The sequence below is a fragment of the Candidatus Hamiltonella defensa 5AT (Acyrthosiphon pisum) genome (assembly GCF_000021705.1).
Taxonomy (GTDB): domain Bacteria; phylum Pseudomonadota; class Gammaproteobacteria; order Enterobacterales; family Enterobacteriaceae; genus Hamiltonella; species Hamiltonella defendens.
The window spans coordinates 784,855-801,011 of record NC_012751.1 but is presented as its reverse complement, the minus strand read 5'-3'; the positions used below and the strand labels follow the sequence as shown (position 1 = coordinate 801,011).

Annotated in this window: 12 protein-coding genes and 3 pseudogenes; 4 read left to right on the top strand and 11 right to left on the bottom strand. The window is 40.4% G+C overall.

The features are described from left to right. Positions 1-45 precede the first annotated feature (45 nt). From HDEF_RS03825 to lolA, 5 genes are all read right to left on the bottom strand, one after another. Positions 46-783, bottom strand: a complete 738-nt coding sequence (locus HDEF_RS03825; protein ID WP_015873347.1) for a 1-acylglycerol-3-phosphate O-acyltransferase — start codon at positions 781-783, stop codon at positions 46-48. 60 nt (positions 784-843) lie between these two features. Further along, positions 844-3,081, bottom strand: a complete 2,238-nt coding sequence (gene parC / locus HDEF_RS03820; RefSeq protein WP_015873346.1) for a DNA topoisomerase IV subunit A — start codon at positions 3,079-3,081, stop codon at positions 844-846. Between the two features lie 183 nt (positions 3,082-3,264). Next, positions 3,265-4,290, bottom strand: coding sequence for an LD-carboxypeptidase (locus tag HDEF_RS03815; RefSeq protein ID WP_015873345.1), 1,026 nt, complete (start codon positions 4,288-4,290; stop codon positions 3,265-3,267). A gap of 83 nt (positions 4,291-4,373) precedes the next feature. Next, on the bottom strand, positions 4,374-6,272 hold the full coding sequence (gene parE / locus HDEF_RS03810) for a DNA topoisomerase IV subunit B (protein ID WP_015873344.1): 1,899 nt from the start codon (positions 6,270-6,272) through the stop codon (positions 4,374-4,376). Positions 6,273-6,440: 168 nt separating this feature from the next. Beyond that, the gene (gene lolA / locus HDEF_RS03805; protein ID WP_015873343.1) at positions 6,441-7,052 is read right to left on the bottom strand and encodes an outer membrane lipoprotein periplasmic chaperone LolA; all 612 of its coding nucleotides are present in this window, start codon (positions 7,050-7,052) and stop codon (positions 6,441-6,443) included. A gap of 583 nt (positions 7,053-7,635) precedes the next feature. Between lolA and HDEF_RS11335 the strand changes: the two are divergent. The 4 genes and pseudogenes from HDEF_RS11335 to hldE all read left to right on the top strand — a co-directional run. After that, positions 7,636-7,867: pseudogene (locus HDEF_RS11335) on the top strand (Rpn family recombination-promoting nuclease/putative transposase); the annotation flags it as partial. Positions 7,868-8,317: 450 nt separating this feature from the next. Next, the gene (gene ltrA / locus HDEF_RS03800) at positions 8,318-10,000 is read left to right on the top strand and encodes a group II intron reverse transcriptase/maturase (RefSeq protein WP_012738021.1); all 1,683 of its coding nucleotides are present in this window, start codon (positions 8,318-8,320) and stop codon (positions 9,998-10,000) included. Positions 10,001-10,124: 124 nt separating this feature from the next. After that, positions 10,125-10,577 carry a 50S ribosomal protein L9 gene (rplI, locus tag HDEF_RS03795; RefSeq protein ID WP_015873342.1) on the top strand — a complete coding sequence of 151 codons (453 nt, stop codon included), beginning with the start codon at positions 10,125-10,127 and terminating at the stop codon, positions 10,575-10,577. Between the two features lie 104 nt (positions 10,578-10,681). Continuing rightward, a complete protein-coding gene (gene hldE / locus HDEF_RS03790) occupies positions 10,682-12,112 on the top strand; it encodes a bifunctional D-glycero-beta-D-manno-heptose-7-phosphate kinase/D-glycero-beta-D-manno-heptose 1-phosphate adenylyltransferase HldE (protein ID WP_015873341.1) in 1,431 nt (476 codons plus the stop codon). Positions 12,113-12,120: 8 nt separating this feature from the next. Here hldE and ubiK read toward each other — a convergent pair whose 3' ends face one another. From ubiK to HDEF_RS03760, 6 genes and pseudogenes are all read right to left on the bottom strand, one after another. Next, complete coding sequence (gene ubiK / locus HDEF_RS03785) at positions 12,121-12,381, bottom strand: ubiquinone biosynthesis accessory factor UbiK (RefSeq protein WP_044612476.1); 261 nt, start codon at positions 12,379-12,381, stop codon at positions 12,121-12,123. Between the two features lie 321 nt (positions 12,382-12,702). Next, positions 12,703-13,497, bottom strand: a pseudogene (gene cysE, locus HDEF_RS13005) (serine O-acetyltransferase); the annotation flags it as partial. Positions 13,498-13,533: 36 nt separating this feature from the next. Further along, a pseudogene (gene gpsA, locus HDEF_RS12815) lies at positions 13,534-14,544 on the bottom strand (NAD(P)H-dependent glycerol-3-phosphate dehydrogenase); the annotation flags it as partial. A gap of 1 nt (position 14,545) precedes the next feature. Beyond that, positions 14,546-15,034, bottom strand: coding sequence for a protein-export chaperone SecB (secB, locus tag HDEF_RS03770; protein ID WP_015873338.1), 489 nt, complete (start codon positions 15,032-15,034; stop codon positions 14,546-14,548). A 49-nt stretch (positions 15,035-15,083) separates the two neighbouring features. Beyond that, on the bottom strand, positions 15,084-15,524 hold the full coding sequence (locus HDEF_RS03765; protein ID WP_015873337.1) for a rhodanese-like domain-containing protein: 441 nt from the start codon (positions 15,522-15,524) through the stop codon (positions 15,084-15,086). A 48-nt stretch (positions 15,525-15,572) separates the two neighbouring features. Beyond that, entirely contained in the window at positions 15,573-16,151 is a 579-nt protein-coding gene (locus HDEF_RS03760) for a UbiX family flavin prenyltransferase (protein WP_015873336.1), read from the bottom strand. Between the last annotated feature and the right edge of the window lie 6 nt (positions 16,152-16,157).

Sequence of the window (16,157 nt, the reverse complement as noted above, 5' to 3'; positions counted from 1 at the left end):
GAAATTTAATCATTGAATTTAAATTTTATATGGCCGTTATTGAGTTCATCTCTTCAATAATTCTGTCATACGTTCTGCCACTTGTTTATCTAATGCCTCGATTTTCTCTTTCATTTGATTGAAGCAATAATCTGAAAGCGCGCGAACGTTTTCTTTTTTATATAAGCGAGTGTCAATGGGGGGCAATGACTCAACAATCACCCACCCATTGAACCAACGATTCAAATCGATATGATGAGTACTGGAGACACAAACAGGAACAATAGGCACCCCTGCCTCAATCGCAGCATGAAAAGCCCCTGGCTTAAACGGGAGTAAACCTCGCCCTCTACTACGCGTCCCTTCTGGAAACATCAAAATCGAAATAGAGTTTTTTTTGATATATTCGACAATTTGATGAATGATGCTTCGCGCTTTTTTGCGATTATCACGATCAATCAGCAAATTACCTGTCAGCCAATACAGTGGCCCGAATAAAGGGATCCAGATCAAGCTTTTTTTGCCTACGGTGATGGTGCCAGGCGACACTACCTTTGCTGTCGTCACCATGTCGTAATTATTTTGATGATTGGCGATATAAATACAGTGACCATATTTTGAATATTCAGGGGGAAGGCGTTGTTCGACCTTAATGCCAAACAAAGTGGACATTCGGGCGATTAAATGAGCGAATCGCGCCACATGACGAGGATTTCTGGGGCTCAACAAACAATAAAGGGATCCTAAAATACAGACGAGAAGACCATATAAAATGGCTAATATGGCTCGCACGATAAATAACATAATGACCTTTTAAATTTAGTTGAGGGGAGTATTTTTATACAAAAACTCAAGATATAAGGCTTAAATCATATCTATTTTATCGATTCGCTGAAAGCCACGTGGCAGCAATGTGCCTCTTTTGCCTCTTTGAGAGCAAAATTTTTGTAAATGTTGGTGTGTCAAGTGTAACTTGCGTTTCCCTGAATATAGAGTCACTGACTGGTTTGGCGGTAACATAAACAAATGAATCACTCGATCGAGACCTGCTTGCCAATCTGCCGAAAGAATAGATATGATTTTATTGCCTTTTCCTTTCGATAAAGTCGGTAAATCTGCCATAGAAAATATTAGCATCCGTCCTAACGCCGTAATACTCAGCAGGTAGTGATTCGCATGAGTGATAAGTAATGGAGGCAATATCTGGGCACCTTCTGGCAAGGTCATGAGTATCTTACCCCCCCGATTTTTTGCAACCATGTCTGCAAAGGTACAGATAAAACCATACCCCGCATCTGAAGCCATCAAATAACTCTGTTCCGGTTCCGCCATCATGAGTGCTTTAACTACAGCGCCCTGGGGCGGAGTTAATTTTCCCATCACCGGCTCACCCTGATGACGAGCATGGGGTAGTTTCATGGGATCCAACGCATAGGTTCGACCCGTGGAATCGAGCAATACAAAGGATTGATGGCTTTTCCCTCTCGCCATAGCATAAAAAGCATCGCTCTTTTTATAATTTAATCCAACGGGATCAATCTCATGTCCTTTAGCACAACGTGCCCAACCCATTTTGGATAAGATCACAGTCACAGGTTCAGAAGGCAGGACCTCATTTTCATTGCTCTCTTTACTGGCAGTGCGTTGAACCAAAGGAGAACGCCGGTTTTGACCATAAAGACACGCATCATCCTGAATATCTTTTTTGATCAAATTATTGAGTTTTTTTTCTGAAGCCAATAGACTTTGAAGTGTACCGCTTTCTTTTTCTAACGCGTCTTGTTCCGCTCGAATGTTGATTTCCTCTAATTTCGCTAAGTGGCGCAATTTAAGCTCTAAAATAGCGTCGGCCTGTATTAGCGAGAGCCCAAAACGACTTATTAAAAAAGATTTTTGTTCATCTTCTGTACGAATAATATGAATCACTTCGTCGATATTTAAAAAAGCAACCAATAAACCTTTTAAGACATGCAGACGCTTTAAAATTTTATCGAGATTAAAGAGAAGCCGCCGACGCAAAGTGGCTCGTCGAAAAGTCAACCATTCAGTGAGAATCGAAACCAAGCCTTTGACCAACGGTCGTTGATCCAGGCCAATCATATTCATATTAATACGAACACTTTTTTCTAGATCTGTGGTAGCAAAGAGGTGATTCATCACGGCCTCTAAATGAACACCGTGATGGCGCGGCATAATAATTAACCGAGTGGGATGTTCATGATCCGATTCATCTCGTAAATCTTCCAGCATAGGCAATTTTTTTGCCCGCATTTGTTGTGCAATTTGTTCCAGTATTTTTGCGCCTGAGACTTGATGGGGTAAGGCGGTGATGACAGCATTTCCCTCTTCTTTTTTCCAAACAGCCCGCATTCGTATAGACCCTCGACCCGTGCGATATATCTGCTCTATTTCTTCTCTGGGCGAGATGATTTCAGCCTCAGTGGGAAAATCAGGGCCTTGTACCCAGCGCATCAGTTCTTTGAGTGAGATCTGAGGCTGATCAATCAGTTGGATCAATGCATACGCTATTTCTTTAATATTATGAGGTGGAATATCCGTTGCCATGCCGACCGCTATCCCTGTGGTGCCATTAAGCAAAATATTGGGCAGACGTGCAGGAAGCATCTTAGGTTCTTGCAAAGTTCCGTCAAAATTCGCCTGCCAATCGACCGTGCCTTCCCCTAATTCTCTGAGCAGGACTTCTGCATATTTTGATAAACGAGATTCGGTATAACGCATTGCAGCAAAGGATTTAGGATCATCGGGTGCGCCCCAATTCCCTTGACCATCGACCAAGGGATAACGGTAAGAGAAGGGTTGTGCCATTAGCACCATCGCTTCATAACAGGCGCTGTCGCCATGTGGATGGTACTTACCCAGCACATCACCCACAGCACGAGCTGATTTTTTAAATTTGGCGGTGTTATTTAAGCCCAGTTCGGACATCGCATAGACGATACGGCGCTGCACGGGCTTTAAACCATCCCCGATAAAGGGCAGAGCCCGATCCATAATGACGTACATCGAATAATTTAAATAGGCCTTTTCAGTAAAGGTATGGAGTGCCAAATAATCTTCTGTTGGCTGGGTGAATTGATTCATGACATGATGATCCTTGCAGTTTCAAAAAATTTGAAATCACGGGGGATTTGAGTTAAGGAAACACTAAAAAATCTACAACAATCAATTTTATATAGTTAAATTATTTAAAGTAATTAAAATAAAAAATTCAACCCTAGACTACTTTTTATGAGTTTTTCAGTGTTTTCTTAAGCAAAACGGTATCTATTTTGATGTATTCCCCCACACCATTTTTTCCTGTTTTAAAGAACAATACTCATTTTTGATCTCGCAATTTATCTTGACATCATTTAAAAAAATAAATGGGTGGTTGGTTTTTCCATGGCCAAAGAATGGATAATAGTAAACAGGGTAGGGTGCTTGAGCTGCAAAATTTTTAATCACTGTTTTAAATATTAATCTCTCTTCATCGTTGGCAGAAATAGAATAAAATTGCCCAAAAATGATGCCTTTAGGTTTAAATTCATTTCTGTAAATCAACTGATGTAAAGACCGATCAAGTTGACGATAGTCCCCATTCGTATCTTCCATGATGATGATATCGTGAGAATTTGATTTTTCATATTTTGTTGAGAAGAGTGATTTTATCAAAGTCAGATTGCCTCCAAACAGCTTCCCTGAAATATTTTTCATCGCCAAATCATTAAGGGGGATAATGCCGTTGTACTCAACGCCGTTTTTGGTTGCAGAAAAAATCGTCTTTACATCAGTATTCATACCCATCATATTCATTTTTGATTTTTCCTGATCATGAGTAACGTACAAATTTTTGTTGGAGGACGCGAAAACTCCATGAATTGAAGGCCACATGATATATTTATTGATAAAATGATGGATGGCGGTAACATCACTAAAACCCACAATAATTTTTGGCGATGATTTTTTTATCTTATCTTTAGCATCTTCAAGATACGGTAGTAAATTTATTGCCCCTGCCCCACCGCGTATGAACCATAAATATTTAACATTATCATCGACCAAAGCACTAATCAGCGTCTTGGCTCTGCTTTTATCCGTATTAACATAGCCAAAATCAGAGGTCTGTTGGTTGAGATATCGCGTATCCACGACATATCCCTCTTCCTCGAACATTTTAATGATGCCAGGAATCATTTCTTCGTTATATTCAGTTGAACTTGATATCAGATGGATCACCGATTTTTCTTGTGCAGCGAGCTGAAATGAAAAAATAAAGCTTAACAAAAAAATAAAAATGCAAAATCTTTTCATATAACACCTCTAAAATAGTTTAAGGAAACCATTCAAAACAAATCATTAAATATGAGGTTTTCAAAAAAATAGGGGGAGATTTATCACAAATTGACTTCAGCGATGTCGCCTTTCTCTTGGAGCCAATGTCGGCGATCTTCCGAACGTTTTTTTGCTAACAGCATATCTATGATGGCCACAGTGTGATCCATCTCATTGTCTTGTACTCTTAACTGCACCAAGCGGCGCGTATTCGGATCTAAGGTTGTTTCGCGTAATTGCACCGGGTTCATTTCACCCAAGCCTTTAAAACGCTGAACATTCGGCGTTCCGCGTTTTTGCTTCAAATCACCTAAAATACGTTTTTTTTCCTCTTCATCCAAGGCATAAAACACCTCTTTGCCGAGATCAATACGATATAGAGGCGGCATAGCGACATAAATATGTCCGGCTTGTACTAAAGATCGAAAATGCCGAAAAAATAGCGCACACAACAAGGTTGCAATGTGTAAGCCATCGGAATCTGCATCCGCCAAAATACAAATTTTACCGTAACGAAGTGCACTCAAATCTTCGCTTTCTGGATCCATTCCTATGGCGACAGAAATATCATGAACCTCTTTCGAGGCTAAAACTTCATCGGAAGAGACTTCCCAAGTGTTGAGAATTTTGCCCTTGAGCGGCATCACTGCTTGATATTGTCGATCACGGGCTTGCTTAGCCGATCCCCCTGCGGAATCTCCTTCAACCAAAAAGAGCTCGGTTTGCTGTACATCCTGTGAACTACAATCGGCCAGTTTTCCTGGTAAAGCAGGGCCACTGGTTAATTTTTTACGAACGACCTTTTTGGCAGCCCGCAACCGTTGCTGAGCATTGTTGATGACCATCTCGGCTAACTGCTCTGCTTCTGATAGATTTTGGTTCAACCATAAACTAAAGGCATCTTTCACCACCGTTGACACAAAAGTGGCACATTGCCTCGAAGAAAAGCGTTCTTTTGTTTGACCCGAAAACTGAGGATCCTGCATTTTAACGGATAAAAGATAAGCACACCCTACCCAAACATCCTCACCAGAGAGCTTCACCCCCCTCGGCAAATGTTGGCGGAATTCACAGAATTCACGTAAGGCATCCAGCAGACCCTGACGCAACCCATTCACATGGGTGCCGCCTTGCGTCGTGGGGATCAAATTCACGTAGCTTTCTGTGAGTAATTCCCCGCCGCCTTCAGGGAGCCAGCATAACGCCCAGTCAACCGCTTTGGTTTCCTCTGAAAAACTGCCTAAAAAAGGGAATTTAGGGAGAGTCACGCTGGCTCCCAGTGTTTCTATTAAGTAATGCTTTAGTCCGTCCTCATAGCACCAACGTTGCTCCGTATTATTCAGTTCATTTTTAAAAACGATCTGCAGAGAGGGGCACAAAACCGCTTTAGCCTTTAATAAATGAGATAACCGAGATATTGAAAAATGCGGGGTATCAAAAAAGGAGGCATCCGGCCAAAAGTGTACACAGGTGCCGGTATCCCGTTGAGCACAGGTGCCTATGATTTCCAAATCCTCGGTTTTGTTCCCTTTCTCAAAGGCGATGCGATAAATTTGTCCCCCGCGTTTTACGGTCACTTCAAGTCGAAGAGACAAAGCGTTTACAACAGACAGCCCGACACCATGTAAGCCGCCTGAGAAGTGATAATTTTTATTTGAAAATTTTCCCCCTGCATGCAGGCGAGACAAGATTAACTCAATGGCAGGAACCTGCTCTTCGGGATGGAGATCGACCGGCATACCACGGCCATTGTCACTGACTTTAAGAGAATGATCAGGATAAACGGTGACATCAATGCGTCGCGCCTTCCCTTCTAGAGCTTCATCAACACTATTATCGATCACTTCTTGTGCCAAATGATTCGGGCGAGTGGTCTCGGTATACATACCCGGGCGACGTCGGACAGGCTCTAAGCCCGTCAGCACTTCGATGGAACTGGCGTTATAATGATTCATAGTCATGGTTTATGGGTACTTACTTAAAGTGATTGTTATTTATAATAAAAATCACATTTTTTGCTCGATACATTTAAATAGCATGCTCTTAACATATCGATATGTTGAACATACCAAAAAATTTTGCAGGCCTGATCCCTATGATTTTATTTTCAAGCATCTACCTACTCGCCTTTATTGACGCTGATCGTCTAGAGTCACCTTAAGAGGCACTGTAAAGGTAAATTTTGAGGAGGCGATCGGTTTTTTGCTTTGGTTTTGAAATACATATTCGCTGATTTGATTTTCTTCCAGAACACGGAAACTATTAATTATCCCCTCGGGTGTAATGTTTATCGAAAACTGTTTGAAATCGCCTGTTTGAATTTTTGGAATGAGTTGAAAAGTATCCCCTTTCTGCTCAACCTGATATTTTTCCCAATTTTTAGGATCATGATAAGCGATTAACATAAAGGGGGTATTGCCCACTGCATTTTTTAACCAGTTTGCTGTCACCTGTTCCAGCATTGGATTGTAAAACCAGAGGGTTTCACCATCAGAAATCAGGCGGCTTTCATCGGGCATCATGTGCAAATCAAAAAGATTGGGGTGTTTTAGCCATAATTCTCCTCGTGCTTCCTGTATTACAGTGCCATCCAGGCGTGATACTTTTTGTAAAAAGTGCGCATAAAAATTTTTGGATTCATTAAGACGCTGCTGTAAATCTTTCTGGGGATCAGCTAAAAGAAAAGGGGCAGTTATAGTGATGAATAAAGATAAAACGAATAGCCATTTTTTTTTGATCATTGCGTATTCCTGTTAAAAAATTTTTATTTCATGATAAAAAGCTCAGGAGTGCAGTGCAAATACACCAACGATGTTGATGATGAAAGAATAGAAATTCTATTAAAGCACGTTATTGAATAACAATGCGCTATATCAAAAAATGGTGGGTCGTGCTGGATTCGAACCAGCGACCAATTGATTAAAAGATAGTTGGTATTTTTTTAACCTATTGAAATTACTGGCCTAATCTGCATTCACAAATAAAGAAAATAGCAACACTCTAATGACACTATTCTGTCACTCCAGTGACGTCAATAATCTGGCACTATGAGAAATCAGAAAGAATACAAGTTACTATTGCAATAATTTAAAAATTACGATTGTTTATCGTAAACTTATTTAGTGATTATATACATTAAGCTTGTTGCTTAATAGCAGAATAAGAACTTTTTGGTAATTAAAGTGAATTTAAAGCTAGTCTAAGATGGCGAACTATGTCCGCTTTTTATTTTCTATAACACGTGACAAAAATGCCATGCTCTATTAAGCAACTAATTTATTTAGTTCAATGGTTAAATTTTGATGGTCACGATATACTGCCCCAATGACTAAATCCTCACTATCCCAACATGACTCGCTATTCAAAAAGTTCCTTGGCGATATTGCTGTAGCAAGGGATTTTTTAGAAGTGCATCTTCCACCTCATCTTCGATGAGCGATGCGATTTCAGCACTCTGACGATGGAATCAGGTAGCTTTATCGAAGACGACTTGCGCACCCAGTGTTCAGATATGCTGTACTCCGTTCAGACGAATGCGGGGAAAGGCTACATCTACACGTAAGCTGAATAAGAAATAGGGGCAAGGCAAAACTGAAATGGGTTGAATAAAGTGAATCTCCGTTATTAAAATGTCGTAAGCAAGTAAAACACGAAATCAGATGTGACGTGTTATGGGGAAGTTTAACGACAGTTAGAAACGGGTAAAGAAGAGTGTTCGTTCTTTACGACGGATCCCGTTCCCCGGCATAGAGGAGGCAGCCCACTCAATGTATCTTCATGGTGTGAAACACGGTAACCCCATTAATCTTTTAGTGTTGATGTAAATACTAAGAGACAGTGGGCATAAGACGTTCCAAAAAGCGAAGGCAATCAGCCGAAAGGCAACTGGAAATCATAACAGGATTGATAGAGGTAATTACTTTACTCTGAAAAGAGGCTGACGTGGAACGGGTGACTTACCCATATAATCCTTTACCAAGGTTATGAATTGATTTAGAAGAGTTAGATGCCTATGGCAAACGTAATAAATCAAAACTATGAACAACAACTGGAATGGCATGCTATTAACTGGCGTGTTGTGACAGCCATGATTAATAATCTAAGGCAAAGAATATATAGGGCTTCAGCAACAGGTGACTTAAAGAAAGTCAGAAATCTGCAAAAACTCATGATGAAATCAAGAGCTAACCATCTTCTGGCTATCAGGAAAGTCACTCAGGTCAATCGGGGAAAACACACGGCTGGAGTAGATAATCAGGTAATTAATGACCATAAAGGACGAGAACATCTTTATAAGTTATTAAGCCAAACAACTTCAGAAAAGGTTTATCCAGTAAAACGAGTTTACATAGCAAAAAAGAATGGAAAAAAACGCCCTCTTGGGATCCCAACCATTCTCGACCGCTGTAGACAAGCGATAGTTAAATCGGCGCTGGAACCTTATTGGGAAGCAAAATTTGAACCAGTCAGCTACGGATTTAGACCGGGGCGAAGTGCCCATGACGCAATACAAAAAATTTTCTGTATTGCCAGAGCACGAGGGACACGGCACTGGGTACTAGATGCAGATATTAAAGGCGCATTTGACAACATTGACCATAATTTTCTCATAAAAAAAATCGGGGGATTCCCCGAAAGAAACATGATTAAACAATGGTTACAAGCCGGTGTGCTGGAACATGGCAACTATATACCCAATGTTGCAGGTACTCCGCAAGGCGGGATTATCAGTCCACTACTGGCCAATATTGCACTCCACGGAATGGAGACCTTACTGGGTATTCAATACTGGAAAAACGGCACGCCAAAACAAGGGCAACCTTATGCAGTAGTTCGTTATGCGGATGATTTTGTCGTATTCGGTAAATCCCGTGAAGAGTGCGAAACTGCCAAAATAAAGTTGCAAATTTGGTTAGCTCAGAGAGGGTTAGCTCTTTCTGAAGAAAAAACCAGTATCAAACACTTGAAGGAAGGATTCGACTTCCTGGGATTTAATATACGACATTATGACAATCGCCACAGAAAACGGGGATATATATTGTTAACGAAGCCCTCAAAGGAGTCGATGAAAAGGTACAAACAGCAAATGAGAATGACCTGGAAAGGTATTATCGGTATGCCGACACAAGAAGGAATAAGACAACTGAATGCCAAGATAATAGGATGGTGTAATTACTATCGTATTGGTGCTTCAAAAAGAACATTCAGTGCATTAGACCAATGGATGTGGATCCGCCAACGTAGATATTTGTATCGACGTCATCCCAATAAACACTGGTGGTGGCGAAGAAAACACTACTTAGGCAAGATACCAGGTAGAGAAGACTATTCAGTATTTATGGATAAATCAACCGGTGGATTTCTTTGGAAGCATGCATGGACAAAAATACAGCGTCATTGGCTAGTTCCAAAAAATGCTTCCCCCGACAATCCGGAATTGCGTGACTATTGGCGTAATAGGCAGGCACGTAAACAGCCTTTTATTTACGGTGTCAAAGTTAACCTCTATAAGCGACAGAAAGGTTATTGTCCTCTCTGTGATCAAGAGTTGGACAATGGTGAACAATTGCATGTTCATCATATTCAGCCTAAAGCTGAAGGGGGTGACAACAAGCTGGCTAATCTAAGATTGTTACATGCTAATTGCCACAGACAATTACATAGCAAAAAAGGAAAAATGTTGAAGTGAGTAAGTTGCGTGAGCCGTATGCGGGGTAACTCGCACGTACGGTTCTTGAGGGAGTGGGCACTTGCGGCCTGCTTACCTAATCAGTAGTAGCAGTCTCCATTAATTCACTTGAGAGGATAAGGTAATGGAAGTCATATTGTTAGATGAAATAGAAAATTTTGGTCAATTAGGTGACAAGGTAAAGGTAAAACGAGGTTTTGCTCGAAATTTCCTTTTGCCAAAAGGGAAGGCAGTTCTTGCCACTAAAAAAAATATGGCTTATTTTGATGAGCGGCGCTCTGAATTAGAATCCAAAGCAGCTAAGGCTATTGAAGAAGCCAAGGCACGTGCGCGCGCTATTAACGAATTAGCTAGCCTAACTATTGCTTCTAAAGCAGGGAGTGAAGGTAGGCTCTTTGGTTCCATAGGAACTCGTGATATCGCGAAGTCACTGAGCGATGCAGGTATTCCTGTTATGAAAAATGAAGTTCGATTATTAAATGGCTTTTTGAGAACTTTGGGCGAACATGAAGTTCATTTCAAAATATACAATGGTGTGTTTGCACAGCTGAAAGTTATTATTATTTCAGAAGATTAGACAATCACTTTGAATCAAGAAACGCCCCTTTAAGGGCGTTTTTTTTAACATGTTTTTCTTACTAAAAAAGCCTCGTTCGCTTTGAATCATGATCGTCAAAAAATATGAAATTAACCTTATCTGATATTCAGCAGGCTAAAATATTAGTAGTAGGAGATGTGATGCTCGATCGCTATTGGTACGGGCCTGTTGAGAGAATTTCACCTGAAGCCCCTGTTTCGATTGTAAAAGTGGATCAAATTCGAGAAACCCCAGGGGGCGCAGCGAACGTGGCTATGAACATCGCAGCGCTGGGTGCAAAGGTGCATTTAATCGGCTTGATTGGTAAAGACGAAGGTGGAAAAATCCTGACTCAAAAATTATCTGAAGCTCAGGTTGATTGTGATTTTGTGTCATCAAATACCTATTCTACTCTGATTAAATTGAGAGTCCTGTCTCGTCATCAACAGCTCATTCGACTCGATTTTGAAAAAAATGCTCATACATCAGATGCCCAAAAAATCCAAGTTCGGATTGATTCTTTATTGCCTCATATGACTGTTGTAGTGTTTTCTGATTATGCGAAAGGCACTTTAAACAAGATTCAAGAAATGATTCAACTGGCAAAAAAAGCTGAAATCCCGCTCCTAATTGATCCTAAAGGAAACAACTTCAAACGTTACAGCGGTGCCACCGTTTTAACACCCAATTTATCAGAATTTGAAGCTGTTGTCGGGCATTGTAAAAACGAGCAAGAGCTCGTGGATAAAGGATCTCAGCTGATAAAAGACTTAGATCTTTCTGCTTTGCTGATAACACGTTCTGAGAAAGGTATGACCTTATTACAAAAAGCCAAGCCCCCTTTGCATCTTTCTGCTCAGGCTCAGGAAGTGTTTGATGTCACAGGAGCAGGAGATACGGTGATAGCTGTGCTAGCAACCGCATTGGCCTCTGGTCATTCTCTTGAAGAATCCTCTTTTTTTGCAAATGCAGCAGCAGGAGTAGTGGTAGGTAAATTAGGAACTTCGACTGTTTCTTTTAGCGAGTTACAAAATGCATCGGATGGCAGTAAAAGAGCAGATCTCGGTATCATGAACGAACAACAATTAAAAAATGCGGTGCAACAATCTCGTTCTCGTGGTGAAAAATTGGTCATGACAAACGGATGCTTCGACATTCTACACGCTGGGCATATTACTTATCTGTCAGAAGCAAAAAAATATGGAGATCGTCTCATTGTCGCTGTCAATACAGATGATTCTGTTCGAGAACTCAAAGGTCAAATGCGTCCCATTAATTCATTGGATCAAAGAATGGCGGTACTCAGCGCATTAAAATATGTTGATTGGGTAGTTCCATTTTCAGAAAAAACCCCAGAGCGTCTTATCTCAGAAATTTTACCGGATGTATTGATAAAAGGGGGGGACTATCAGCCACATCAAATTGCCGGAAGCAAAGCAGTGTTAGCGGCAGGTGGACAGATCAAAATATCCCCCTATCAAAATGGACTTTCAAGCAGCAAAATCATTAAAAAAATCAAAAATGACTCTTTGTGAGAATGGCGCTAAATGTCCTTTTTTTCTGATAATTTTGCTTCCAGCTTTTGAACCCGTTGCTCTAACAAGGTCAGATTCTCCCTGGTTCTCAACAGGACCTGAGTTTGAACATCAAACTCTTCACGGCTGATTAAATCAAGGCGGCTCAACTGAAATTGTAATCCCTGGCGAATTTTTTTTTCTACATCTTCTCCGAAAGTCAGCACACTTTTAGGAATAGACTTTTGCAATTTTTCAGCCATTTTTGCAATCATTTCTGGATTAAGCATCGTATTTGTATGAATGCATCCCGTTTGCAATAGCATGGATTGTTCATAATTTGACGAGCAGGTTGAGCGTTTATTGGAGCCTGACAGCTTCGAACCATCACAGCCACTGACATCTTTCTCATTGCTCAGCAAACTTTAAAGCCAAAAACAATCCAGGTTTTGGAATCACGGTCTTGGCTGTCGTCGTCATTCACTATGGCCAGAGCAAGCTTTCTGCATTCACCCTTTTTTAAGAGTTAATGACAAGCATTTGAACATATTACTGGATTTAAATTGAACCCCTATATCTCAGAGGCATCAAGCGTGTGTAACTCAATGTATTCATCTTGATAAAGATTTAATAAAAAAATTAAAATTTTGATCCATATCAAAAGAAGGTTTTTCAGTCTGGGGCTTACCAACAATGCGTGCTGGAACGCCTGCAACAGTGGTATGAGCAGGAACTGCTTCTAACACAACAGAACCCGCGCCAATTTTTGCCCCAACGCCTACTTCAATATTTCCTAACACTTTTGCTCCAGCGCCTATCATAACGCCTTCGCGAATTTTAGGATGGCGATCACCACAAGTTTTACCAGTGCCACCTAAAGTGACAGATTGTAATATAGAAACATCATTTTCTATCACTGTGGTTTCACCAATGACAATACCTGTAGCGTGATCTAGCATGATACCAAAACCAATAGTCGCAGCGGGGTGGATATCTACCCCCAACACGATAGAAATTTGATTCTGTAAATAAATAGCCAATTCCGATCGCCCTTGGCACCATAACCAATGACTAATACGATACGCTTGTAAAGCCTGAAAACCTTTAAGGTACAGTAAAGGCGTTGAATATTTATCAACCGCAGGATCACGAGAACAGACGGCTAATATGTCTCTCGCCGCAGCCAATATCATCGTTTTATCTGAGCAGTATGCTTTTTCGAATATGTCACTGAGTACTATTGCAGGCATACTAGAATCAGAAGAAAGTTTACTGGTCAATATATAAACGAGGGCACTGCCCAAATTTTCATGTTTTAAGATAGTAGCATGAAAAAAACTAGCTAGCGCAGGTTCAGCATCGGCCATCTTTTTTGCTTCTAATTTAATGTGAGACCATATCTTTTCTAATTCTTTTTCAGACTGTCCATAATAAAGGGAGTTTTCATTCTTTTTGCTTCGATTTAATAGGCTCAATGCGGCTGTCTGAGAATTTTTCTGGCAATAAAGAACCTGATAAATTTGTTCCGTAATAGGCATTTCAATTTGATGACGCTGAGCAAGGGCAAATACCTCTTTAGTATTGCCATATCCTTCAATCACTTGACCTATTTTATTTTTGGCTTCCTCTACAGGGATCCCTTGGCCTATCATTATGCCAAATCTGCGATTACGTGATTGATCATCTGTACAGGTCAAAACGAGATCACCGAGTCCAGACATCCCGATAAAGGTAGAATGATCTGCCCCCAAAGCGACACCTAAACGAGTCATTTCCGCAAGCCCTCTTGTAATTAAAGCAGATCGTGCGTTGGCACCAAATTTCATGCCGTCTGATATACCTGCAGCAATAGCTATTACATTTTTTACCGCTCCTCCTATCTGTACGCCGATCAGATCACTGGTTTTATAGACACGAAAGCTTTTTTCACAATGCAATAATTGATGAAGATCGGCTGAAAACTCAGCATCAGAACAAGCCAGTGTGATGGCAGTAGGCAAACCGAACGCCAGCTCTTTAGCAAAAGTAGGGCCTGAAATCACTGCCAAAGGAAGGCTATCGGGTAAAATTTCGCGGGCAACTTTCTGCAATAGACGACCTGTTCCCGCCTCAAGCCCTTTAGTGGCCCAAACGAGACGGGTATCTTTACGTAAATAGGGTCTTAGTTGTCGTAAGACATTTCCAAAAACGTGACTGGCCACAACCACCAGTAGGTTACGGCTCAAAGACACAGCATGCTCTAAGTTAGATTCCAACCTTAATGTTTCCGGAAAAGAGACATCAGGCAAAAACTCCAGGTTACAACGATCTTTTGCTAATTTCTCAATATGCTGAGGGTGATGACCCCACAACACAACAGAGTAACCTTGCCGAGCAAGAGTAATCGCTAAAGCGGTGCCATATGCACCAGCACCTATCACTGTCATTATTGAGGGATAATCTGGAAGACTCATTTTAATCTTGTTCGCTATTTTTAATAATGATGGGATCTGATTCGTTTTGTTTTTCAGCTTCCTGCTGTACATAATTCATAAAAAGGCTATCAAAATTAATGGGCTCGAGGTGAAGGTGAGGAAAGGATCCTTTCGAAACCAGGTTGCTGATGCACTCACGCGCATAAGGAAATAAAATATTCGGGCAGTAGGCACCTAAACAATGCTTTAATTGCATATTTTCAATATTTTTAATGAAAAAAATCCCTGCTTGTTGAACTTCACAAAGAAATGAGGTTTGACCCTCTATGGTGGCTGTGAGTGTGATACGTAATACCACTTCATGTGTATTTTCAGCTAATAGATTTGAACTGGTGTCCAAATCAAGTTTGATATCAGGGCTCCCCTCCTTTTGAAAAATTTGAGGAGCGCCAGGGGCTTCAAATGAAATATCCTTGGTATAAATACGGTAAATTTGACAGATCATTTGTGAATTTTCTTCTTCTAACATTTTGATTTTTAATCCTTGATATAAAAATGATGATAAACAACATGCTTCTTTACTTTTTTTTACCCTTTGCCAAAGGCAAATTTGCTTTATTCCAACCGGATATGCCTTCTTTTAGGGAATAGATTTTTTGAAAATCCATCTTATACAGCTGTTTCGCAAAAGTCAGCGAAGAAACACCATGGGCACATACGATGATAATAGGGCGGGCTTTATGCTTTTCCAATTCATATAATTTATTGTTTTTAAGATTATTTTTTTCTACGTTGATAGAGCCAATGATATGGCTCTTTTTGTATTCTTCTTTTGCTCGAATATCAACGACTAAAGCTTGTTGCTTATTCATCATCAGGATGGCTTCAGTCGGGATAATTTCTTTTACTTTAGAAAAATAATTTTTTATAAAAGTCAGAATAACGCCAATGAGTAAAGTCACCCAGGTCACACTTAAAATGGGATGCCGATCAATAAAGGGTATAAGCTCTTGCAACATAAAATAAAAACTCCTGTCAATAAACTAAAAAAATATAAAGCACTTATTTTAAATCTTATGATCTCCTTGCCAACGTTTAAATAAGTCTTGAGGCAATGAAATAGAAAATTGATCTATCACCCTATTCACCGTTTGATCGATGATGTCTTGGATGTTTTGAGGATGATGGTAAAAGGCGGGCAAAGGGGGCATGATCACAGCGCCAAGCTCGGCGGCTTTTTTCATTAATTGTAAATGTCCCAAATGTAGAGGAGTTTCTCGAACACACAGAATTAAAGGCCTTCGCTCTTTGAGCATGACATCTGCCGCTCGTGTCATTAAATTATCGGAATAACTGTGAGCAATAGAAGCCAAAGTTTTTATCGAACAGGGCAGTACGACCATACCTATGGTTTTAAATGAACCTGAAGAAAGAGCAGCAGCAATATCACAAACAGAATATACGACATCTGCCATTTTCTTAACCTGCTGTAAACTCAATTTTGTTTCTAATCTGATAGTACGACGACCTGCATAACTGATAATCAGATGAGTCTCTACCTCAGGCACACTCTGTAGCACTTCTAAAAGCCGAATTCCATAAATGGCACCACTGGCTCCAGAAATGCCAATAATCAGTTTCTGCACGAATCA

What these genes read in the sequence shown, in the direction of transcription:
- HDEF_RS03815 (WP_015873345.1), bottom strand. Translation starts at nt 4,290, where the DNA reads ATGAAAAGATTTTGCATTTTTATTTTTTTGTTAAGCTTTATTTTTTCA.
- ltrA (WP_012738021.1), top strand. Translation starts at nt 8,318, where the DNA reads ATGCCTATGGCAAACGTAATAAATCAAAACTATGAACAACAACTGGAA.
- ubiK (WP_044612476.1), bottom strand. Translation starts at nt 12,381, where the DNA reads ATGCTTAATCCAGAAATGATTGCAAAAATGGCTGAAAAATTGCAAAAG.
- HDEF_RS03825 (WP_015873347.1), bottom strand. Translation starts at nt 783, where the DNA reads ATGTTATTTATCGTGCGAGCCATATTAGCCATTTTATATGGTCTTCTC.
- HDEF_RS03765 (WP_015873337.1), bottom strand. Translation starts at nt 15,524, where the DNA reads ATGTTGCAAGAGCTTATACCCTTTATTGATCGGCATCCCATTTTAAGT.
- secB (WP_015873338.1), bottom strand. Translation starts at nt 15,034, where the DNA reads ATGTTAGAAGAAGAAAATTCACAAATGATCTGTCAAATTTACCGTATT.
- hldE (WP_015873341.1), top strand. Translation starts at nt 10,682, where the DNA reads ATGAAATTAACCTTATCTGATATTCAGCAGGCTAAAATATTAGTAGTA.
- parC (WP_015873346.1), bottom strand. Translation starts at nt 3,081, where the DNA reads ATGAATCAATTCACCCAGCCAACAGAAGATTATTTGGCACTCCATACC.
- parE (WP_015873344.1), bottom strand. Translation starts at nt 6,272, where the DNA reads ATGACTATGAATCATTATAACGCCAGTTCCATCGAAGTGCTGACGGGC.
- rplI (WP_015873342.1), top strand. Translation starts at nt 10,125, where the DNA reads ATGGAAGTCATATTGTTAGATGAAATAGAAAATTTTGGTCAATTAGGT.
- lolA (WP_015873343.1), bottom strand. Translation starts at nt 7,052, where the DNA reads ATGATCAAAAAAAAATGGCTATTCGTTTTATCTTTATTCATCACTATA.